This is a genomic window from Rhodococcus ruitaii, from assembly GCF_055230935.1.
Genome location: NZ_JBUYWC010000002.1, coordinates 395,478 through 419,045 on the forward strand (window position 1 = coordinate 395,478; position 23,568 = coordinate 419,045).

Here is a 23,568-nt window from a genome sequence, read left to right on the forward strand (position 1 = left end):
GATGACAGGTGGCCGCGCGAGGAGCGCTCGGACTTCGACAATGCCGTGTACGACAGCGGCCATTGCATCCCCGACGAAGGCGACATGGTTACCAGACACAAGTCCACCGTTCGTCAGGGGTCCACATGTCCAGGATCTCGTGCCCTCGTCCTGTGTCCTGAGCCAGGTCGAGTGCGACGAACAGTGGATGCGCCAGCGGCCATTCGAGTGGATTGGCATCCATGTCGAATCGGTGCTGTACGACAGCAGGTACAGGAGCGACCCTCACTGTGGCCAGTGCCTGCCGCTCGGATACCGCCGCACCGAGCAGGGTCGTGGCGCGCCGGACAATCGATTGATCCCAAACGAAGAAGTCGAGTACCTGACCCGAACGGAATGCCACGGGCGCGCCGTATGCAGCGGCGGCAGCGGAATCGGTGAGTGCCCACCCGGGATCGTTCCCCGCTGGGTTGAGGCCGAGCCGCAGCGGTCGGGTCAAGGTTGCGTCGCCAGGTGACGGCAGCGAAGCAAGATGAACACGTCTGGTCGGCCAGTGTTCGGCGACCTGCCAGAACAAATCGGTTCCCGACACGGTGTTGCGTGCATCGACGACGCCGTCCCGGCGGAGCGTGGCGAGGATCTCCGAGACCGTGCTGGGGGAGCGCCCCAATTCGCGCGCCAGCTCACGTACGGCCACAGCCCGCTCGGGTTGCATCAGCAACGCGGTCGCGACCTCGAGTCCGGCTTTGCCGGTGAGAGCACTGGACCGAGAAGCGCGTTCGGTGACCGGCTCAACCTGAGCGTCGATCACCATTCGGTCGGTGCGCAACGCCAGTCGCCCACGAAGGTCGAGGTAACCGGTACGGCTCCGGATAAGTGCTGTGCGTGCAGTTTCCGTGATTCTGTTCGCGACGACGAGCAGCGTCGTGCTCTGAGGCACGGTTTCGGCGATCAGGCGTTCGGTGTTCGGTCAATACCGAACTGTGAACACGTGGGTGACGGGAGAAGTGGACTTGCTCGCTCCATCGACGGGGGCAGGTGCAGGCAGGTGAGGAATGGGCGTGGAAGCACACCCGTTCGCGTCGTCGACCAACACTGTGCCGTGATACTTCTGGCCGAGGGAAACCTCGTCTCTGCTCGCACGCTCAGTCCGATAACCGGTGTTATCGAGTGGATTCTGTCGGTGTCCCAGGCTTCCCGGCTTTCATGTGTGTCGAACGCAGGGCTGCGCTGAGGCGGCCTGTCCCGACACCTATCACGAGGGCGAGATGACCGAGAACTACACCATGCCGATGATGCCGCGGCATCCGACCGATCCGGCGAACTCGTCGATCCGTAAGCCACGTCGTTGGCCGTGGATCGCCGGGATTGTGGTCGCGCTCGTCGCAGGTGCCGGCATCGGTCTGGCCGGCACCCCGTCGGAGGAAGAGAACCGGGCGAAGATCGACGCGGCCGTCGCTGCGGCGGTGGTCGATCAGCGGGCGCAACTCGAGGCCGAGCAGGAAGCGGCCGCCGCGACGCAGACCGAAGCCGACGCTGCGTTGCAGGACGCGAAAGATCAGGCAGCGGACGCCGCAGCGGCCCAGGCAGAGGCGGATGCCGTACACGCCGCGGCCGACGCTCGCTCGACAGAACTCGACGAGCGGGAAGCCGCCCTCGAACCGAAGGAAGCTGAGGCTGCTCGCTCGACCTTCGGGAACGGCATGCAACTCGTCGGTAGGGACATCAACCCCGGCACGTACCAGGCCCCTGGCGGCTCGATGTGCTACTGGGAGAGGCTGTCAGGTACCTCGGGTGAGTTCGGCGACCTGATCACGAACGACCTTCCCTCCGGCGCGGCGATTGTGACGATTGCCGGGTCCGACGTCGCCTTCACATCTCACGACTGTGGCACGTGGACAAAGATCGAATGAGGCGCCGCAACGATGTAAGTGGCGCACGCAGAACGGAATCCGAAAGAGAGTGGGCTGGCAATGAAGAATGTTGTGGGCTTCTTTGCGTTCTTGGTCGTTGTCGGGCTCATCGTGGAGCACTGGCGAATCCTGCTCGGCCTGATCGTGGTCGTGGCGGTCGTGGCAGCTGCGATTCCGGCAACACAGAAGGCATACGAACTGTCTCGTGCAGAGTGGGAACGTTCGCGTCAGCAGCGACAGGATCGAGCAGATCGTGCACGGGCGGAGCGGTCGGCGCTGGCGGCGCGGGCCGACGAGCAGCACGCGCACTACCTGAACGGTAACTCACAGGGCATCTACGGTGAGTTCCCGCCGGACAAGCTCGGATAGATCGTGGTGCCCACGGTCGGCTGCGCAAGCTGAATCGGGTGCCGCAGCCCGGGAGGCGGAACCCCGAGGGACCCGCCGATCCCGAGAAGGCGGAAATTATCGCACAAACAACGTCGGAAAAGTAATTTTTAAGACTATGTAACGAGATCTGTGGGTCCTCCGATTGAACGATCATCAACGCCGACCCCCACCGGGTAATCCGGTGGATTGCTCGGTCCCGACGCAAGCCCGAAAGTTGCCCGTGCAGTCATCACCCGACCCGTTCGACTTCAGCGAGTATTCGACCTCGCGAGACAGCACGGACACTTCCCTACCCGGTCCGAGCCCGTCGTGGGGAAGCGATGCCCCAGCCTTCGGTTCCGTGCCGGACCCATTCGCCTCCGCGGTCTCAGCGCCGCCGTTTGCGGCTCCTGACTCCCTCGCATCAACACGCTCCTCAGGGACTCTTTCGCAGGGAAAGAGTCCCTTCGGCTGGGCCGTCACGGCGCTCTTCGCTGCCCTCGTTGGAGTCGTGTCGACAGTAGTTGCAATGGCCGGAGACTCTGTCGGATTCGCATACGCGGGCTGGGTGCTGTCCGGCCCAGCGGCCGCGTTGATCCTGGCGAAATACATCACCACCGATACGCAGGAACGGACTCGCCCCGTGTATCAACCGTCGAAACCGTCGCAGGGCTTCTACTGGACAGCCGTGGGGTTCGCGGCGCTCGGAGTGCTCCTGAGCGCGTGGCAGATTGCAGATTGGTGGGGTCGACTGTGAAGAAGCTCGCCACCGTCCTCGCACTTCTCCTCGGCTGCCTGTTGATGACACCGGTCGCCTCGGCCCAGCAGCCGGAGGCAGCTGTAGCCGACTTCGGTGGCTGCCTGGCATCGCAGCGCGAAGGCGACCTGCTGCTGATGATCGACGAGTCCGGCAGCCTGCAGACGTCCGATCCGGACGGCGCGCGCGTCGAAGCCGCGAGGTACCTCCTCGGCCAGCTCGCGTCCTTCGGAGACTCGGCCGGTGTCGAGCTCGACGTCGCAGTGGCCGGGTTCTCGTCGGAATTCACGATGCATGCACCCTGGATTCGACTCGACTCGGGCACACTGCCCGCGCTCCAGAGCGAAGTCGAGGCGTTTCGTTCGCGTACGACGGGGCTCGATACCGACTACTGGCTCGCACTCGACGGCGCGCGGAGCGCCCTGGCGGAGCATTCGGCGGGTGCCACGGCGTCGTGCCGGGCCATCGCCTGGTTCTCCGACGGCAAGCTGGACTTCACCGCGCGCGACGAGGAAAAGCCCTATGCACCGGGTGTTTCGCTGTCCACCGACGAGAACGTGGCGCAGGTCGTCGGCGCGGCGCGTGAATCGATCTGTCGTCCCGCCGGCGTTGCCGATCAGCTGCGCTCTTCGGGAATTGTGACCTTCGCGGTCGGCCTTGCCAATGGCACCGCCCAGGCTTCGGACTTCGACCTCATGCGATCCATCGCCACCGGCGAACCGATGGCGGGGCAGGCGTGCGGCGCTCGGATCGACCCCACGCCCGGCGACTTCTACCTCGCTCAGAATATCGACGACCTCCTGTTTGCTTTCGACGCGTTCAGCAGCCCTGGCCGGGCGCCGCTCGAGAACGAGACCGGCGTGTGCGCACTCGAAGTGTGTGCCGAGGCGCAACACCGATTCGTTCTCGACAACTCCATCGGCTCGGTCACCGTTCTCGGTTTCGCGGACGCCGATGGTCTCGTCCCGACACTCGTCACACCCAGCGGCGACGAACTCCCCATGGTCTACACCTCGTCGGCGTCGAACTCGGTAGTCGACGGAGTGGATGTCGACTACCGCTGGTTGTCGGACCGGTCGGTGTCGTTCACGATGCAGCAACCCGAAGCGGAGTCGGGCCAATGGCGAGGCATGTGGGCGTTGGTATTCGTCGATCGCGACGGCTCCGCCCCGAGCGCGCGTTCGAAGTCGAACATCCATATTTCCGGCAATCTTTTTCCTGCCCTCCTGGGCCAGGATGTCACCGCAATCCACGCCGGCGAGATCACGTCGGCAGTCCAGCTCGGCATCGTCGATGCGGACCGCGAAGCGATCGATCCTTCGGAACTGCTCGGTTCGGCATCTCTGTCTGTGTCTCTCACCGACGCGGCGAACGTGGACCACACGTTGGCGTCGAGCGTGTCGAAGGAGGAGATGGCCGCTCCGATCGAACTGGATCTGACCGACGTCGCCCCAGGCGAAGCTACGCTGCGGTTGGTCCTCGAAGTGACGACGGCTGACGCGACCAACGAGTGGGGCGGTGTCATCGCGCCCGGCACCGACCTCACACCTCAGTACGTCGACGTGCCGCTGACCCTGGCACCACCGATCGGGTACCCGACGGTACCCAGCCGCGTCGACTTCGGCGCGGTCGAAGGGTCTGGCACGTTCGCGAGCGACCTCGTGATCGGCGGCCCTGGGTGTGTGTGGGCCGACCCCACACCGGCGCGTGTCGACGCCGTTCCTGACGGAGTCGGCGACGCACGGGTATCCGTTGCTACCGCTACCACTCCCGAGAACTGTGTGTCGGTCGCGGAAGGCTCGACCGGAACACTGCCGGTCGAACTCGTGGTCCCCGAAGCCGGTAACGGTGCATTCAATGGCGCCGTCCGGCTGATGATCGCGCCGGACGGCGAGCTCGACCGCGCCATGCCCGTCGAGGTCCCGTTCACCGCCGATCTGCTCAAACCGCTTGACAGCACACGTTTCCTCCTGGGCTTCGTGGTGGTGCTCCTGCTGGGCATCGGTATTCCGTTCGCGATCCTGTATGCCCTCAAATGGTGGGCCTCCCGAATCCCGGCCGAAACACTCAAAACGCAGAGCTTCGCCGTGACAATCTCCGACACCGGTCTACTTCGTGACGGCCGGCCATTCGTACTGCAGGACAACGACCTGAAAGAAATCGTCCGCAACCTCGACAAGCCGGCTCGCACACTCGACGTCGACGGAGCCCGACTCGAAGCCAAGATGGGAGCGTCACCGGTGGGTGCGGGCTACGTGCTCGTGCAGGCTCCAGGAATGTTGGGTGCATCCAGCGCGAATCCCGGCACCGACCGACGATCGGGTACCGCACGCCTCCCGCTGGCCGTGCACAACAACTGGGTTCTGCTGCACGATCCGGACGGACCCGCTGACCACGCGACCCTGTTGCTGCTCGTCGGCGCAACCACGCGAAACGAGCGTGTGAGGGGACTCGTCGACGATGCCGGACGACGAGCACCGGCCCTCATCGAAAAATTGCGCACACGATCGGCTCCCGCCGCCAACGGCACGCAGGGCCCTCCTCCGACGCAGGACACGACGGTCGGAGCTCCCGCTGCCTCGCCGTTCGATCCGTTCGGCACCCCGACCTTCGGTGCACCCCCACCGTTCAGCGGCGGCCCGTCCGGATCGCCGCCGTCGAACAGCTCTGCGCAGCCCTTCGACCCGTTCCGACCGCCCGGTGCCTGACCGCCCCGACACGACACTTTTCTCGCATTTCTTGGAAGGACCACAATGAGGCGATTTCTGATAGTGGGCTGCGGCGGATCCGGTGCCGTCACCCTCGCGTACATGATGGATCAGCTCCGGTCCGACCTCGCCGCCGCCGGTATCGACAAGATCCCGGGCGGATGGCAGTTCGTCAGCGTCGACGTGCCGACTGCACCCGAGGCCGGACCGGACGGTCTCGGAAACGTGCGTGACCAGGGTGGTCACTACTTCGGCAGTGGTCCGCAGGGGGATTCGTACGCGGTGCTCGACAACGCGCTGAGCAACCAGCTCGGGGCGAGGAGCAGCCTGCATGAGGTCGCCACGTGGGCTCCTCGCGACCCGTCGGCGGTGACGGTGCCGATCGGTTCGGGTGCCGGCCAGTACCGCGCGCTCGGACGCATGATCACGCTCAGCAAGGCCGGTGGCATCCGCGACACGCTGCAGCAGGCATGGGACCAGCTGTTCACCGTGCAGACGGCCACCGAGATGTCGGCGTTGAACATCCCCGGCAGCGGCAGCTTCGAGCAGGAGGAGTCGCCGATCGTGCTGGTGGTCTCCTCGATGGCCGGTGGTGCCGGCGCGTCGATGGCACTGGACGTGTGCCGGCTTCTGACCCTCGTCCCGAAGCTGGATCCACGCCTGATGGGCGTGTTCATGGTGACCCCCGACATCTTCGACGGCCTGGGCCGCAGCGCGACCACCGGCGTGCGCGCCAATGCCCTCGCGATGCTCGGCGAGATCGTCGCGAGCCAGCTGGGCTCCGCACGCGAACACGACGTCGAGATCCTGCGCGCTCTCGGGCAGCAGGCCGGAGAGGGCGAGAAGGTACCGTTCGCGCGCGTGTTCCCTGTCGGCCGCCGTGTCGGCGTCGAAGGTGCACCGTTCGGCGACGGCTCGCAGAAGGCGATCTACCGTGGCCTCGCTCGCGGTCTCGCCGGAATGATGATGAGCGGCGCGGCGACCCGCCAGTTCGTCCAGTACGACCTCACCAACGGTGCCGGACTGTCGGGCCAGCGCGAAAACATGGGCTGGGGTGGCCAGTGGGACAATCTGCCCTGGGGTACCTACGGTTTCTCGAGTCTGAGCATGGGCCGCGACCGGTACGCGGAGTACTCGGCTCAGCGACTCGCCCGCAGCACCGTCGATCGGCTCCTCGACGGCCACCGCGCCGTCGGCAGCGTTGCGTCCGACGAGGATCAGGTCAACGCGACGCTCGACAGCCAGTGGAAGTCGTTGCTCGAGGCCATGGGACTGCCTGTGGTGCAGGCCGATCCGCGAGGAGCGCAGGCCGGAGTGGGGCCGTGGTTGACGGCCGAAGTCCTCTCCTCCGAGGACGGCCAGAGGATGGCTCGCCAGATCGTGGAGGCCGAGCTTCGCCCGTACCTTCCGTCAGGTAGTGGGCTGAGCGCGGCGCAGTGGATTCCGGAGATCCGGCGCGCGCTCGGCTCACGCCGTCAGGCGCTGGCGAACTCGGCGGAACAGCATGCCCTCGGACACGCCTTCCAGTGGCACCGCGGATTGGCGCAACGCATCGAGCAGACGGTAGCCAGGTCGGTGGCCGAGCTCGGCCTGCCCTACGCCACCGGTCTGGTCAACAGGTTGTCGGTGCTGGTCAAGGATCAGATCCGAGCAGGCGCCGAAGAATTGTCGCGGCACGCCCCGGAAGACATCACCGCGCAGTCTGCAGACACAGCCCAGATGCTCGCGGCGCTCAAAGGCACCATCGAGAGCGACGCCGAGATCCTCGATAGGGTGATCGCCAGCTGCAGTCAGAACGTCTACCGGCAGCTGTATGCATCGCTGTCGGGCAAGGTGTCCGAGGTCGCCGCTGCATTCGTACCTGAGATCCTCAAGCCACTGCTGGACGCGCTCAATGATTCTCAGACAGCGCTCCGCAAGGATCGCAACAAGCCTGCGAGCGATGTGGGCCTCGCCCGGTTGACCACCGACCAGTACGGCGCGTGGCCGGCGGACAAGAGCGACCGCGTCCCCAAGCGCTTCGCGGAAGCGAACAACGAAGTGATGCTGACGCCGTCGGCCGAGTTCATGAACCAGTACCGTACCGATCTGCCGATGGCAGTGACCTCGGACAGTATGGGCACACCGCCGTTCGAAACCGCAGTGGAAAGCGCCGTGGTGGACGTGGTCACCGGCATCTGGACCACCATCGACGGCAGTCTCCCGCCCGGTGACGAACGCCCCGTGCTCGAACGCACGTCGGCCTGGCGGACCCGCGCCTTCCCGTTCGACCCGGCCACCCGCGAACCCCTCGTGCCGTCCGCGGCGCGCTACGACGTGCATGTGCGACCCGCGGAGCTGCTCGAGCGGGCACGGCAGTTCGTGGCGAGAACGGGTGAGTCGTTCGACCGCTTCTGCCGGGTGTCGCTGCGCGAGTACATCGAGGATGTCTCGGTTCCGGAGTACGCGCTGGACGAACGGCGTCATCGTGTGCAAGCGAAGTTCGTCGAGGCGCTCTCGCTCGCCCGGCCCCTCGCGAGCGTGAATCAGCAGGCACTCGAGGCGCTGCATCCGGGTCAGCAGATCGAGTACCGCTACAAGTTCACATCGATCCCGTTCCAGAATCTCCCTGTTGCGGACGCGTTGTCGCAGGTGCTGCAGAAGAATCCGATGATCGATCACGAGACGCGAGCGGCGTTCGACCGCTTGCTGACCGAAGAAGACAAGCTCACCCGCATCGACATCTTCGGTTCGTACCCGAACTATTCTCCACTGGCCTACGACTCTGTCGTCGTTCCCGCTGCCAAGCAGTGGGCCGACTCCACCCCCGCCCAGCAGGAGGCGTTCTGGCAGTGGCGCCGCGCGCGTCCGCTCGTCGCGTCGTTGCCGATGCACGAGAGCGAACGCCGGGCGATGACCGCGGGATGGTTTCTCGGTCTCGTCACCGGGCGCTTGCGGCTTCCCGCGGAGCCGTACGACGAGCCCGTGCGCGTGTGGGACGGCGCGTCGTCGACCTGGCTGGATTTCCCGAACCCACTGCTCACCCCACCGGCCCGGTTCCTCGCACAGAACGATTGGCTCCCCGCGGTCCTCGAATCGGTCCTGCTCGCCATGGCCCGCTCGCACGAGTCGCCGGTGATGAGTTCGATGGCGCCCTACCGCGCGCTGCGGGCGACCTACGACGGGTCGGCGGAGAAGCCCGCCAGCGGCATCCTCGAAGTGTCGGCGAAGACGGTACTCACCGACTGGCTGCGCACCGGCGACACCGGTACCGGCTGGCAGTCGCAGGTCGCCGACACCGGATCCGACGTGTCGATCGACGCCCGCGCCAAGAACGCGATCGCGTGGCTCACGACCGTGCGCGACCTCACCGGGCACCATTACGTGGCACCGGGACGCGATGGAGCGATCGGCGGCGGAGTGTTCTCGACGATCACGTTGCGCGAACAGGCCTCGCAGACACCGATTTTCCGCGACCTCGCTGAAGACGTGCACTGGGCGGCAGGTGAGCTCATTGCTCTGATCGAGGAGTGCAAGGTGCGCGCCGAGCGACCGGTCCACCCGGAACACACTCCGGCGGTGGGTGTTCCCACTGCCACGGCGCAGACCTTCCGCATCCCGGACATGGGGCAGTTCTGACATGGCGACGCACGGCACATCCGCACTGACTGTGTTCGTCGGCTCTCCGGGGCCGGCCCGAGGAGTCCGCGACGTACTGCGGGATCTGTCGGCCGCCGAGCTGGTGGGGTCGTTCGTGTGGCTGGACGACACCGACATCGGCGGACAGGGCGCGCGGATCTCCGCTGCGGAGACCGACCGCGGTGTCGACCACACCGTCACCCTCCAGGATGTCCTGGCATCCCGCCACTACGACCTCGTCCGGCTGTGCGTGCTGGTTCCCAGCGGCACAGATGCGGTGCCCGTCCGCCTCGCGACGGAAACGATGCTCGCCGAACTGTTGTCGGCGAACTCCGGTGGCGCGCGCTGCGTGCGCATGCGGGTGCTGCTTCGGCGACCTGCCGACGAACATCCGGCCTCGGCCACTGTCGCGCTCGCCGGCTGGCACAACCTGCTCGTCGCCCCCGAGGATTCCCGTGGTCCCGGCATGGGGCACGAGTCCCTGACGATGACTGTTGACCCGGTCGACGTGGGACGCCAGGCGGCACCGGTCATTGCAGGAATCACCGGTCTGTGGACCGATATCGAGCACACCCCGTTCGACGACGAACCCGTCCTCCCCGGCAACTCGCTGCGGGTGGTGCGATCGTTCTACCGCCGTCTCGACACCTCGCACGCCGAACACCGCCTTCATTCCGAACTGTTGGAGTTCGATGGTCAACTGCCGTTGCCGCGTGACGCGGGCACAGCCGTCCTGTATGTGGACGACGTGCCCGCCGCCACCAGGCAGATGGCGCACGCGGTGTGGAAGAAGCACCAGCACCTGCTGATCGGCCCGCGGGAAAGTGCACCGCCGAAGCGGGAACCGCGTGCCATCACGTTGCTCGACGCCCTGAAGATGACCGGACGGTTCCTGCTCGCGGTGCTGAAGAACGCGCCGTCCGTTCTGTTCGACCGGGTCGTATTCCGCGCGTCGACGTCCATGGCGTCCGCAGCGCAGCGGGCGCTGTTCGGATCGTCTCCTGCTGCGTACGCGGTGGTGGTCGGGGGAGTGGACGGCGACGGTAACCGTGTGTCGTGGACGGCGTACGAATCAGCGTCGCGTGAGATCGGCGTTGCACTCGACCAAGGGAAGGGATCCTCCCAACCCGCGCCGGATCTGTCGGCGCTCTGGCGCGACTACGCGCGCGGCGCTCTCACCCTGGCTGATGCATCGGAACGGTCGGCGGGTCTGCCACCTATCCAGGTCGGCGCCCACCGCGCGGTGTTGAGATCCGCGGCCGATATCATTCCCGGTCCGGGCGACGACTTCACCGACATCCCGGGCGTCGTCTCTGCCACCACCCGAGCCCACGTCGCCGAAGCACCGGACCTCCTCGGCATCGACGAGTTCCGCAACGAACTGCAGGGACTCGAACACGACCAGGTGATCGGTTTGGACGCCCGCCGGACCGGCGCCGCATTGAAGGCATGGATGGGCCGAACCAGACACAGCTACGCCGTCACATTCGGCTCCATACTCACGGCTCGACTCACCGCCGACATTTCCGAAGCGAGCACACTGCTCACGCGGATCAAGGGCATGGAAGCTCTGCGTGATCCCGCCGAAGAAAGCGCCGAAGTGCAGAAACGCATGTTCCGGCGTGTGCACATCGCCACCCTGGTCAGTGTGCTGCTCGGCGTCGTCGCCGGAGTGCTGGCTTGGAAGGACGTCATCTCGTGGTGGTGGGGTGGCCCGCTGATCGCGCTCTGCATTCTCGGGTGGGGCGTCGCCGTCACGTTCATCTGCCAGCGTTCGCAACAGTACTTGGAAGACTCACTCGCCCAGCGCGAAGCGATGGCGGCTGCCCACGACGCCGACCGGGTCAACCTCCGCGCGGCCCTGCGGGAGATCGAGGTACTGACAGGTGCATACCGTCAATACCTGTCGTGGAGCCGTGCTCTCGGAGCGTTCCTCGCTCGGCCGCTCGGGGTGCCCGAGCACGTCCTCACCATCCACCGGCGGGTCGAATGGGGGTTGCCCCGGCACAGCGCCATCGGGTCGGGAAGCCCCGACGACGAGAAGATCGAGCGGGTCGCGGATCAACTCCGCCAGGATCTGTTCACCGTCGGCTGGCTCACCGAACCGTGGGACACCGTGTCGAACGGAGCGGGGGCAGCGCTCGGCGGATCGGCACGTGACGTCGAACGTGAACCGAGCTTGCTGGCGACGAAGGCGGGCGCCGGGTCCGGTTCGCCGCTCGATGACTGGTCGCTGATGTTGTACCGCGGACAGGTGCAGTCCACCGGGGCTGCCGTGATCTGGCAGCGGGCCATGGAGGAACTCACGGGTCCTCGCACCGATCTCGCGCGAGAACTGCTCGACGTCATCGAATTCCGTGTGGACGGAACCATCCGGCGCGCCGGAGTGGACGAGTTCCTCGCCGGGGTCGGTCGCCCCACCGAGGGCGGGCGTCTCGACCGCGCGGCGTTCAGCGACACCGCGATCATGCGCGGAGCATCCGCTGTGGTCGGCGAAGTCCCCACGACGACGCGCGTGGGATGTGGGCTCGTCGCAGTGACCACCCAGTACACAGAGGGGGTCTCGGCTGAAGATCTCGCACGCCGGTCCACGTCGAATGGCGCACCCCTCGAGCTTCCGGATGTTCCGGACTTCGCGATGCGCCCCGCGCAGCGTGAGGATCTGCCCATGCGCCGGTCCGGTGCGGGTTCGTACGTGCCCCCCGCCGTCGACGGCATCAACTTCTGAGAGCGAGGATTTCCGTGTCGGAAGGTGTGTTCGAGGCGCTGAAGCAGTGGCGGCAGCAGGAGGTCGACAAGGGTCGACTGCGGCCGGGCCTGCTCAAGGACACGCACTTGCAGCAGATCATCCGGTCCAACCGACGGACGGTGGACGAGATCGAACCGATGCTGCCGCGCCACGCCAAGTTGCTGGTGGAAGGGTTGGTCGGTGCGCTGACGTCGGCAACTGCAGACGACCCCGACGGAGGCGGGGAGGCTGACACCCCGCCGGCGGATTCGGACTCTGTGCCCGTCGCCGAACCGCTCCCCGGTAGCGAGTTCCTGGTCGATCTGGGTACCGAAGATTTCTGTGAATACCTGCACGGCGAGTCGGAGTTCGAGGCCGGACCGCTCACGATCACTCCAGAACCGACCGGCGGATATCGGCTCGAATGGACCGGGTTGCCCGAACGAACGGGTTCGACCGTTCTGTACCGGGTTGTCTCGGGGGAGACCCACCGCGCCTACAAGCCGGAAGCAGGCCGACTTGTCGGTGTCACACGCGGCACGATGATCATCGATACTGCTCCGGCGGCGGCTGCCGTCCGCTACCTGCAGGTGTGGGCGCACATCGGAAGCAACGACCGGGACGCGGGAGCACGTCAACCCGTACTCGTCGCCGAAGGGCATCTGCTCAGCGCCGTTCAGGATTTCGTCGTCATCGAGGACGACGGTGCCGTCATCGGTCAATGGTCGGTGTGGCCGGGCGTGTCCCGTGTTCGGGTGCTGCGCATCCCACTCGACGGACGTTCGCCGGTGACCAACGACCCTCGGCACCGGATCCTCGCCGACCAACCCAATCTCGGTGGCTTCGTCGACCGCGACCCGCATCGCGGCCACCGCTACCTCTTCCGCGCGATCTGTGAGATCGAGGTGGACGGCCACACCCGTCTGTCTCCGGCAGCACAGGCGGAAGTACTCGTCTCTGCCGTCCTCGAACCGGTAACGGACCTGCAGGTCACTACCTACGGGCAGGACGATGACCTTCACTTCGATCTGGGATGGACACCACCGGAGATCGGTGCCGTCGTCATGTACCGCACGGAATCCGCGCCCAGAGCGGGAATCGATCGGGAGCTTCTGGATGCGAGTGCGCTCGACGTCTCCGGCGGACTGCCTGCCTCGGCGCGGCTCGTGCACCCCGTTGTGGTCGACGAGAGCGGCCGCCACAGCATGACCACCGTGTCGTGGCCCCGCGGGTGGGTGCGCGCCTACTTCACTCCGGTCACCGTCCTCGACGGTCAGGTGCAGGTGGGGCGGACAGTCATCGCGACTCGTCCGCTGCCTGCGCTGAAAGGTGTTCGGATCATCGAACGACACACCGAGCAGGTCGTGACGTTCCCCTGGCCGGAAGGCGCTGCGTCGGTCTCCGTCTACGTCAGTGCAGCCCAGGTCCCTGCCGCACACGCCATCGAACAGCGACCGGTCGCGGAGATCTCCCGATCCCAGTACGAGCGAGACGGTGGCCTGCACCTGATAGATCAGCTCCCCGAGCTGGGATGTGCCGTGCACGTCGTGGCCATCGCATACACCGCGGGAGAACGGATCGTCGGTCAGCCGGCCACCGTCGACTACCCGGGGCTTCTCAGAGTGCAGTACAGTGCTGAACCTCGTCACACACCCGGCGGTCTGGTACTCGCGATTCGTCTCGTCTCTCAGATCGAATTGACCAGCGCGCCACCGTTCGTCGTTGTCCACAACGCCAGGCGACTGCCGCTGAGCGCGCGGGACGGGCAGCCGCTCGAAATCCGAGGGGGAGCAGGCACCCAGCCGGGCGCACGCAACTTCCAGCCCGGCGGACTTCGGCGTGAGTGGGGACAACCCTGGCTCGTCGACGTGAGCGCCAAGACGGGATTCATCCGGGTGTTCGCAGACGTGCCACCCGAGAGGGCTCGCACCATCGCGCTGCTCGACCCTCCCATCGAGCAGATCAACCTCGACCTCATCGAACGGCAACCGCTCGACGATCAGGTGCAGTGACGTGGCCGTAGAGGACGCCGGACGCCAGAGGTTCGGCCAGCTCACCTATACCTCTTTCGACCGTCCCGACACCGCGACCGCCGGCGGATGGCAGGTCAAGGACCTCAGCGGCGACGTCGACCGCGATGAGGAAGAACGTCTGCGCGCGGGTGTCGTGACGCGGTTCGAGGCGATACCGCCGGTTCCGCGATTCCCGAGTGTCGACGAGCTGAGCAAGCGTCCTCGTCGGTTGATGTATACCCTGGGTCCGGGCCGGACCGGTCTCTACTGGCACACGGTGCCCGCAGGTGCCGACGCTTCAGGGAGACCAGGAAATGTGTTCGCGCACAGCATGATCGACAGGCTCGCTACCTCGTCGATTGTTCGTCCCATCGAGCGGTGGGGCTCCCAGGGCTGGCTCACCCCGTACGGTGCCGACGAGGTGGCGGCGTCCACCATCGGTTCTATCGAACCCGCACCGAGTGGTCTCGCCTCGCGCGACGCCGTGCTGGACTTCCTCCTCGAACCCACCACCTGGCGCATCGGCACCTTCAGCGTGCTGCTGGACGCCGTAGGCCGGGCTCTCGCTGGTGGGCCTCCGGTTGTGCTCGGCTGCCACGACACGGACAGGGCAGCACACTGGATCGCCGCCGTCTCGCACTTCATGTCGCCGGGCACTGCTCGCCGATTCAGCTGGTCGACCTTCGACCGCCTCCACGCCATTGATGACGCCCTTGCGAGTGGCGCGCACCTGATCGCCGTTCCACTCGACGACCTCCCGGGAGACTGGCCCGGTTGCGTCGTGTTCGGTGAACTCGAATCACCCGATCTCGGGGAACTGGACGGAGAACCACACTGCGTCGAGAACGGCGATATCGTACCTGTCAGTCCGTGGTCGTTGCTTGCGCAGACAGTTCTCGTCGATGCCGACATCGCGCGTCGTGCCCTGGCACACCAGGACGAGATCGCGGGTGAGGTCGGGGACAACGGACTCGCACCGATGTGGCCGCTCGCAATGGCGGTGGTCGCAGAGAGTGCACTGCACGACGCTCTCGACGAAGCCACGACGGTGCTGCTCGAGCAGAGTCCCGACAACGTCGCCAGAACAGAGTTCGCAGCACTGATAGTCAGCGTGGTCGACCACCAGCTGGGCGACACCACAGAGGACGCGGCACACACACTCGGCCGATGGGCCCTGGACGACACCCTCGCACCAGCAGTGCGCGCACTCGCGGGGAGGGTCTTCGCACACCGGGCCTTCGACGACCGCGAATGGATTGGCAGAGCAGATTCGGCGCGACGCGCACTCTTCGAGTACTGCGACCGCAGTCTCGACCTTGTCGCGGACGCCGAACAAATGCTCGGAGAACTTCGCAGGCATGCGCACACGAGTCGTGGGCACGCGAGTGCTGCTATCGAGGCCCTGCGGATACTCGACGCCATCTTGCGTGCAGATCTCGTCGGGGCGCGCGGCGCAGATCTGGCCTTCGAGATCCTCGAACTCGGCGTGGTGCCGGTGCTGTGCGACGGCAGTGTAGGGCCCGCGGTGGCCGCGGAGGTCGGCCGCCTCGGAGAGACGACGTGTGTCGACTACCTGCAGCCGGCCGTGGTCACACACCCCGACTTCCTTGCGCGGTCGCTCGGGAGGCGGCTGGACAAGTCGGTGTTCGAGTGGCTTGCGAGCAGCATGAAGCAACCGCCGACGTTCGACGAGCTTGCTGCCGAGCGATCCACCGTGCCTTCTCCCGTGTGCGTCCTCGTCGCAGAGGGCGTCTTCGAGCTATCCACGCGCGGTGGGCGAGTGCCCAGCGAGTTGGCGGCAGTTGCGGTGTGGCGGGCGTTTTCGGAGGTCGATCAAGGGGCCCCGTGGATAGCGGGGTTGGACGAGGTCGTCGAGTCGCTCGACTGGACCGCTGCCCAGTGGCGCCGGATGGTCGAGGTGTATCCGAGCGTGATCGCTCCCCGCTACCTGTTGGACGCGGTGGTGTGCGACGCGTCGAGAGCAGACGTCGCGGCACTCCACCAGCACCTGACTCGAGTTCGGCGCGGCGAACTACACGGGATCTGGCAATCCCGGCCGGCTCACGACGACCTCGCGGCGAGTTGGGCTGCGGTCAGATGTCACGGAAGCTGGAAGGACGTCGGAGGTTACGACTTCGATCGGGCATGGGAGAACCACGGCGTGCGTGTCGTCGCCGACTATGCCCGCCGCTACGAGGCCGGCCTTCCACCGGATCTCCTCGTTCGGCTCGTGGTGTTCGTTGTCGGCGTGATCGCTCGCGACTCGCGAAATCTGTCCTCCATGCCTGTCATGCCGCACGAGCACGTCGATGCACTGGCCGATGCGGCTACGGCCGAATCGGAGTACGCGGTGGATGCGCTTGCGGATCTGGTGGATTCGGGTGTGGTGGAGCCGGAATGGCTGGTGGCGCACGCGGTCTTCAGCTCGCCTCAGGCACCGAGGAGATCCATGCCTCTCAGTTCGTCGAGTGTGCTGGATCGTTTCGTCATCGGATCGGGTTCGAGAAGTCGAGGGCTGCTCGACGAAGTGGTCACACGACTGTTGCCTGCGCCCTGGTTCCGTGGTCCGGGCGCCGTAATGGCCATGGTGCGTGCCCAGCTCCGGGCTCGCGGGGATCGCGATATCGACCGCGCGTGTGAACCCTACGAGCCCTTCGTCGTGTGGTGGTTCGACCAGCGACTGGCCGACGCCGACCGTGTTGTTTCCGGACCGAGAGGATCGATCTGATGCCGGGTTACGTACTTGATGGAGCCGGACGGGTGGCGTTGCCGAGGCAACCGCTCGCGGTCACGGTGACCGCGCTCGACCTGCCTATCATGGTTCGTGCACTCACGTCAGACGGGGGAGAGGTGCCCTCGGCGCTGCATCCCAAGCCGGGATTCTTGGTGTTGCCGCGTATCGACGCCGAGATCGTGGTCGTGGCAACGCCGGGCCACGAGCGGGGATTTCCGCAGGGCACGGTCCTCCAAGCTACGGTCGCGGTCGATACGACCGGAAGCGCCGATCCCGACCGTGCAGAATTGACGCCGCTCGACGTGTCGGGTCTGCACCACGTAGAACTCGCGACGATCGCACCCGTCGGCGACCGTCTTGCTGTCCACGCACGCAAGACCGCTGTCGATGTTCCGCTCAACGAACTCGGTGCCAGGGCGCGTTCGGCGGCCCGTGGCGTCCTTGGCGTCGACAGGTTGCCGGAGACCAAACAGGTTCGGGTCGACGTCGACATCGACACCACGATGTCGATGCTGCCGCACATCGAGGACGGTAGCGTGCGCGACGTCGTCGACCTGCTGACAGGCATCACCGCAGTGATCGGGAGTCGAGAAGAGCTGTATGTCAATCTGATCGGACACCGAGCGACTTTCGTGCCGACCGGCGAACTGCGAGTCGCAGCGCAGTCGGTGCAGTCCGCTCTCGACGCGGCCGGACTCGGAATCGGATTCCGATCGGCCATCGTCGACCGGTCGCGGTATACCGAACCCACGCTGGTCCTCACGATCACCGATGCTGTACCCGCAGACCACGCGCTCGCGCCTACACCAGGGGTGCGACGTCGTCCCATCGTCCTGCAGGCCGGCGCTGGGCCGGTAGAGCAGCTCGAGTGGGATGACAGCGTGGTGTCGGCCGGTGCCGGTCGGGTGAATCGTGGGTGGCTCGATGATCCCCAGGATCTGTTTCGGACGGTGAAGTCGCTCGTGGCGGGGTTGCCCAGCGGTGTCGAGCAAGAAGGTGCGAATCGATGACGAAATGTCCCCGATGCTTCTCTGAGCTTCTTGCTGAACAGACCGCGTGGGTGCCCACCGCGCCCTCGGAGGTGGAGCCTGACCCGATCGCAACCGCGTACCAGGGCGCGCCTGTGCGCTCCGGTCAGGTCGTGTACCTGGACCGGCCCGCCGCAGCAGGCGACGACTGGACGCCGGACAGCGACGTAGTGGAAGAGAAGGCAGGCGGACCGGCCGTGGAGGCGTGCCCGACATGCCATTACAGGCTCCCCGCGGGGCTGCGGGGCGCGCAGACCACCTGCATCGCGATGGCCGGTGCCCGGGCAACCGGAAAGACCGTGTACATCGCGGTGCTCGTCAAAGCTCTGCAGCTGCTCGGTGAGCGTCTCAACTGCGTCGTGGAACCGGTGACCTCCGAGACGGAGATGGTGTACCGGGAACTGTATGAGAAGCCGCTGTACGAGGAGCGCGGCATCCTCGAACCGACGCCGGCCGCGCACACGAGCAATCAGTACCAGCGGGAGCCGCTGATCTTCTCGCTCGGAGTATGGAACGGGCGACGCCAATTCCTGGTGTTGCGCGATGTGGCGGGGGAGGACCTGGAGAACCCGAACAACGTCCACGTCCAGCACATGCGTTTCTTCGCGCACGCCGACGGCGTGGTGTTCATGTTCGATCCGCTCCGTGTTGAGTCGGTACGAGAACAGCTGCACGACCTTGTGCCCGTGCAGGATCGGGTGGGTGGCGATCCGCGGTCGGTGCTGCGCACTGTGCTGTCGATCATCGGGGACGAAACACCCAGTCTCGCGGTAGTGCTGTCGAAGTTCGATGCGTTGCAGTCACTCCACCACGTCGAAGGCAGCGACTGGAGTGAAATCATGGGGCACCCGGGTGCGGCATTCTCCCGCGATCCGAGCCTGCAATACGCGCCGTACAACGAGATGGACGGGCGGCTGTTGCACGAGGAAGTGCGGAGCCTGCTGGACAAGCTGGAAGCCAAGGCGATGGTGATGGCGGTGGATCAACCACACACCGGGGCGGTGTTGAACAGCAGGTTCTTTGCGGTTTCGGCGCTGGGAGAGTCGCCGGTGGGGGACAGGTTGCACCACAACGGGATCTCGCCGTTTCGGTGTTTGGATCCGGTGAGGTGGATTCTGGCGCAGCGGGGGGTGTGGGTGTAGCCGAGAAGTCGAGAAGTGTCCGTGCTGCTGTAGTTGCATGGCGTAGCCATACCCGTTGACGTTGGATCGGTCAAGGATCCCGACCCAGGGCTCCGGAAAGGTCGGATCGTAGCCCTGTGACCTCGGGATCTACGGCCCATGCGATCGGCGTGGCGACTGTGAACGGATGTGACCTACGGGATTGAATGGGGGTTGCGCCACCAAACCAACCAACCCCGAGACCACATCCACATGCCATCATCGGCGACACCGACCGTTGCTGCGAACCCGACCCGCCGGGAACAACTGCTCGAGGTGCTCGCCACCGTCCCGGACCCACGCGACCGACGTGGAGTCCGCTATCCACTGGCCGGCATCCTCGCGCTCGCCGTGACCGCGACCCTGGCCGGCGCCCGCTCGTTCGCTGCGATCGGCCAATGGGCCACGTCCTCCACCTGCGAGCACCTGGCCGCGTTCGGTCTTGCCGGAGCTTCGGCGCCGGACGAGTCGACGCTGCGCGAGCTGTTCGCCCGACTCGACGCCGACGCTCTCGACGCCGCACTCGGATCATGGTTCTGGACTCGTACGTTCGTCGCCGACGGGCCGCGAGTGATCGCCCTGGACGGCAAACCGTCCGTGGTGCCCGCCGCCGACCCGGTGGCACTGCCCCGCACCTGGTCGCCGCGTTCGACCACGACGCCGGAGCCGTCCTCGGACAGGTGTCCGTAGCGGAGAAGAGCAACGAGATACCGGCGGCACGAACACTGTTGGCGCAGTTCGATCTCGCTGGTGCGGTCGTGACGATGGATGCGATGCACACCCAGACCGACACCGCCACCCTGATTACCGATGCGGGCGGCGACTACGTGTTCACCGTCAAGGGCAATATGCCGACCTTGCACAATGAGTTGAAGACGTTGCCGTGGAAAGACATCCCCGCTACGCGGGCGACGGCCCGTGACCGTGGACGCACGATCACCCGCACGATCAAGGTCGCTGCGGTACCCGATTGGGTCGGGTTTCCCGGTGCCGCGCAGGTCGCCCAGCTGCGGCGCACCATCACAAACAAGGACGGGAAGAGGACCGTCGAGGTGGTCTACCTGATCACTTCGGCCGACCGCACTGCGGCATCACCGCAGGTCTTGGCGTCGTGGGTGCAGCAACATTGGGCCATAGAGAATCGGCTCCATTGGGTTCGTGATGTCACGTTCGGGGAGGATTTGTCGCAGGTTCGTACCGGTCAAGTCCCTCGGATCATGGCTACGTGCCGCAACATTGCGGTCGGTCTGTTGCGTCTGGCGGGGTGGGGCAACATCGCGGTCGGGTTGCGGCACCATGCCCGTCATCCCGATCAGGCACTCGCGCTGGCGTTGACCTCGTGAAACCCGGCAATTCCGGGACCCTGGGGGGATCCGGGCCATCTGGCGTGCGGTCGATGCGAGATGTGTGAGGAACAGGTCGTCGCCCATCGCGATCTGCTGATGGTCGCGGGAATGCGGGCCAGTCAGCGGGTTCGGCTGATCACGGCGGGGGTGGGCACCGTCGATCAGCTTGCCACACACCGGGAGCCGGTGCCGGGGCTGCCGCACCGCACGCTCGAGACGCTCCACGCGCAGGCCCGGGCACAGATCAGGCAGGAGACGAGCACCGACCCGGTGGTCGAGGTTTTCGACCCGGAGGCGCTTGCCGCCGTACCGCACCCCGACGAGGGCGACATTTTCTTCGACTTCGAGGGCGACCCGTTGTGGGCTGAGGACGGCAGTACCGATTGGGGACTGGAGTACCTGTTCGGGGTCGTCGAAGGCCCGGTCGAGGCCCCACGGTTCCGGCCGTTCTGGGCGCATTCGCGCCGAGAGGAACGGCAGGCGTTGATCGATTTCCTGGACTACGTCACCGTCCGCCGCCGGCGGTACCCGAACATGCATATCTACCACTACGCACCGTATGAGAAGACGGCCCTACTGCGTCTGGCCGGCCGGTACGGTGTCAGCGAGGACATCGTCGACACCCTGCTGCGGGAGAACGTTCTGGTGGATCTGTATCCGATCGTGCGAGGCGCGATGCGGATCGGTCAACGCTCGTACAGCATCAAAAAGCTCGAACCGCTGTACATGGACAGTAGGGACGGCGACGTCACCAACGCGGCCGCATCCATCGTCGCCTACGCTGACTACTGCGAACTGCGTGACGACGGCCGCACAGCGGAGGCAGCCGACCTGCTCGCCGGAATCGGCGACTACAACAAGGCCGACTGCATCTCCACGCTGCGTCTGCGCAACTGGATGCTGACCCGCGCATCGATGCACGCAGTGACCCCGGCAGTCGTACCGTCCTTCACCGGCGACACGGAGCCGGCCACCCCGAATCCAACCGAGATCAAGCTCGCCGAATACGTCGGGGATGCGCCCTGCGAACAGCGCATCGACGATCGACACGCTGCCGCATTGATGGCGGCGGCACTGGGCTACCACCGCCGCGAACACAAGCCGTTCTGGTGGGCCCACTTCGATCGACTGGCCGTCCCGGTCGACGAATGGGCCGATACCCGCGACACGTTGATCGCCTCGCACGCCGAGCTGGACCGTGACTGGCACACCTCGACGCCGAGGCAGCGCAAGCAGCGCCGGCACGTCCGCATGACCGGACAGTTCGCCACTGGCAACACCATCGGGGTCGGGGCGACGGTGTTCCTGCTCTACGAACCGCCGCACCCGGACGGATTCAAGGACGCCGGCCCGTTCACTCGCGCGTGGACGACCGCGACGGTGACACAGCGGTCCGTCGACGACTCGTTCCGCGATGTGCTCGTGGTCGAGGAACTGCTGGACGACGCCGTCACCGACGAATACACCGATCTCCCGGTGGCGGTGGCCCCGGGACCGCCGCCACCCACGAAGACCATCGAGGCGGCCATCGCCGAGTGCGCCGACGAGATGTGCCGGTCGCTACCGACCCTGCCGGCCACCGCAGCCGTCGACGTGCTGCGGCGTGGCCGCCCCAGGACCCGCTCCGGTACCGGACTGCCCGACGCCGCACCGGCCAACCATGTCTCCGCCATCACAGACGCCCTGTTGGACCTGGACAACTCGTATGTCGCGGTACAGGGCCCGCTCGGGATAGGGAAGACCTACACCGGCGCCCGAGTGATCGCCGACCTGGTCCGGCGCCACCGATGGAAGATCGGTGTGGTCGCACAATCCCACGCGGTCGTCGAACACATGCTCGACGCGATCATCGACGCCGAACTACCGGGCGAGCAGATCGCCAAGGGCAAGAACCGCACACCGGACCACCGCTGGACCGCGAAAACGTCGGCGGCCATGATCGACTTCGTCGACAACGCCACGACCGGGTGCGTCGTCGGCGGTACCGCCTGGGACTTCACCAATACCAGAACTGTCGCACGGCACAGCCTGGACCTACTGGTCATCGACGAGGCCGGACAGTTCAGCCTCGCGAACACCGTCGCCGTGGCCACCAGCACCCGGAACCTGTTACTGCTCGGCGACCCCCAACAGCTCCCGCAGGTCTCGCAGGGAACCCACCCGGAACCGGTCGATACATCGGCCCTGGCCTGGCTGGCCCACGGAAACGGGGCCCTGCCCGCCGAACACGGCTACTTCCTCGACCGCACCTGGCGGATGCACCTCGACCTGTGCACACGAGTATCGGACCTCTCCTACGACGGACAACTCCACGCCCACGATGAGGCAGCCAAGCGTTCACTGGCCGACAACACGCCCGGCGTCGACACCGTGTTCGTCGAACATCACGGCAACTCCACCGAATCCGCCGAGGTCCTCACCGTCGCCCGGCAACTGCTCGGCACCGCCTGGCACGATCCGAGACACTCGCAGAACGCACGCCCCCTGACCGAATCCGATGTCCTCGTCGTGGCCCCCTACAACGCGCAGGTCGCCCTGATCCGCCGACACCTCGACGACGCACGACTCGGCGGCATCGACGTGGGCACAGTCGACAAATTCCAGGGCCGCGAAGCCGCCGTCGTCATCGTCTCGATGACCGCTTCGGCACTCGAAGACATCCCCCGCGGCATGACCTTCCTCCTGTCCCGAAACCGATTGAACGTCGCCATTTCCCGCGGCAAATGGAAAGCCGTCGTGATCCGTTCACACGCCCTGACCAACTACCTGCCCCACCCCCGCAGGCATGACCCAACTCGGAGCCTTTCTGCGTCTGACCAGCCACCGGGCGTAATCCTTCTCCGTACCCCCGACCCTGACCCCGGTATCGACTGCACGCCGCCGACGGCACGGTCACGTTGTTGAACGTGGAAGGGTCGCGCTTCTGCTTCCAGGGCTCGGCCGTATTCCTGCTCCCAACTTCAGCGTTCTGTTAACGGGACAGGCGCCGAGGGCTCGATGAGTACTGCTTCCGAGCCCTAAGGGTTATTAACAGTCCGCAGGCGTGCGGAGAGCATCCATGCAGGGCAAGGTGCGGACTCAGCTGAAGGTCTGGGGGTATTTATCCATTCTCCAGGAGATTAATACATCCGGATAAACTGATCAATAGCAGGCTTAACTGGTTAACAGTTGCGGGATGTTGCTTGCCCGGCTACGGTCTACATCGACGGATGTGAC

At 65.9% G+C, this 23,568-nt stretch carries 14 protein-coding genes; 13 read left to right on the forward strand and 1 reads right to left on the reverse strand.

The window, feature by feature from the left end:
* Positions 1 to 88 precede the first annotated feature (88 nt).
* A complete protein-coding gene (locus ACZI8W_RS02820) occupies positions 89 to 919 on the reverse strand; it encodes a helix-turn-helix domain-containing protein (protein WP_463366951.1) in 831 nt (276 codons plus the stop codon).
* Positions 920 to 1,247: 328 nt separating this feature from the next.
* Here ACZI8W_RS02820 and ACZI8W_RS02825 point away from each other — a divergent pair, with 328 nt between their 5' ends.
* From ACZI8W_RS02825 to ACZI8W_RS02885, 13 genes are all read left to right on the forward strand, one after another.
* Positions 1,248 to 1,892 carry an Rv1352/Rv1906c domain-containing protein gene (locus ACZI8W_RS02825; protein WP_463366952.1) on the forward strand — a complete coding sequence of 215 codons (645 nt, stop codon included), beginning with the start codon at positions 1,248 to 1,250 and terminating at the stop codon, positions 1,890 to 1,892.
* 60 nt (positions 1,893 to 1,952) lie between these two features.
* Positions 1,953 to 2,261, forward strand: a complete 309-nt coding sequence (locus ACZI8W_RS02830) for a hypothetical protein (protein WP_463366953.1) — start codon at positions 1,953 to 1,955, stop codon at positions 2,259 to 2,261.
* Positions 2,262 to 2,790: 529 nt separating this feature from the next.
* The gene (locus tag ACZI8W_RS02835) at positions 2,791 to 3,018 is read left to right on the forward strand and encodes a hypothetical protein (RefSeq protein ID WP_463366954.1); all 228 of its coding nucleotides are present in this window, start codon (positions 2,791 to 2,793) and stop codon (positions 3,016 to 3,018) included.
* Complete coding sequence (locus ACZI8W_RS02840) at positions 3,003 to 5,726, forward strand: vWA domain-containing protein (RefSeq protein ID WP_463366955.1); 2,724 nt, start codon at positions 3,003 to 3,005, stop codon at positions 5,724 to 5,726. The genes ACZI8W_RS02835 and ACZI8W_RS02840 overlap by 16 nt, the downstream gene beginning before the upstream one ends.
* Before the next feature lie 45 nt (positions 5,727 to 5,771).
* Entirely contained in the window at positions 5,772 to 9,344 is a 3,573-nt protein-coding gene (locus tag ACZI8W_RS02845; protein WP_463366956.1) for a tubulin-like doman-containing protein, read from the forward strand.
* A 1-nt stretch (position 9,345) separates the two neighbouring features.
* Positions 9,346 to 12,072: a magnesium transporter gene (locus tag ACZI8W_RS02850; protein WP_463366957.1), complete on the forward strand. Its 2,727-nt coding sequence runs from the start codon at positions 9,346 to 9,348 to the stop codon at positions 12,070 to 12,072.
* 14 nt (positions 12,073 to 12,086) lie between these two features.
* Positions 12,087 to 14,084, forward strand: coding sequence for a SaeA-related protein (locus ACZI8W_RS02855; RefSeq protein WP_463366958.1), 1,998 nt, complete (start codon positions 12,087 to 12,089; stop codon positions 14,082 to 14,084).
* A 1-nt stretch (position 14,085) separates the two neighbouring features.
* Positions 14,086 to 16,812, forward strand: coding sequence for a GAP1-N2 domain-containing protein (locus ACZI8W_RS02860; RefSeq protein WP_463366959.1), 2,727 nt, complete (start codon positions 14,086 to 14,088; stop codon positions 16,810 to 16,812).
* Positions 16,812 to 17,828: a hypothetical protein gene (locus ACZI8W_RS02865; RefSeq protein ID WP_463366960.1), complete on the forward strand. Its 1,017-nt coding sequence runs from the start codon at positions 16,812 to 16,814 to the stop codon at positions 17,826 to 17,828. The genes ACZI8W_RS02860 and ACZI8W_RS02865 overlap by 1 nt, the downstream gene beginning before the upstream one ends.
* On the forward strand, positions 17,825 to 18,988 hold the full coding sequence (locus ACZI8W_RS02870; protein ID WP_463366961.1) for a TRAFAC clade GTPase domain-containing protein: 1,164 nt from the start codon (positions 17,825 to 17,827) through the stop codon (positions 18,986 to 18,988). The genes ACZI8W_RS02865 and ACZI8W_RS02870 overlap by 4 nt, the downstream gene beginning before the upstream one ends.
* A 231-nt stretch (positions 18,989 to 19,219) precedes the next feature.
* On the forward strand, positions 19,220 to 19,696 hold the full coding sequence (locus tag ACZI8W_RS02875) for a transposase family protein (RefSeq protein WP_463366962.1): 477 nt from the start codon (positions 19,220 to 19,222) through the stop codon (positions 19,694 to 19,696).
* A complete protein-coding gene (locus tag ACZI8W_RS02880) occupies positions 19,642 to 20,349 on the forward strand; it encodes an ISAs1 family transposase (protein ID WP_463367044.1) in 708 nt (235 codons plus the stop codon). The genes ACZI8W_RS02875 and ACZI8W_RS02880 overlap by 55 nt, the downstream gene beginning before the upstream one ends.
* A gap of 60 nt (positions 20,350 to 20,409) precedes the next feature.
* Positions 20,410 to 23,256 (forward strand): TM0106 family RecB-like putative nuclease, encoded by a 2,847-nt coding sequence (locus ACZI8W_RS02885; protein WP_463366963.1) that lies wholly within the window; start codon positions 20,410 to 20,412, stop codon positions 23,254 to 23,256.
* The last annotated feature ends 312 nt before the right edge of the window (positions 23,257 to 23,568 follow it).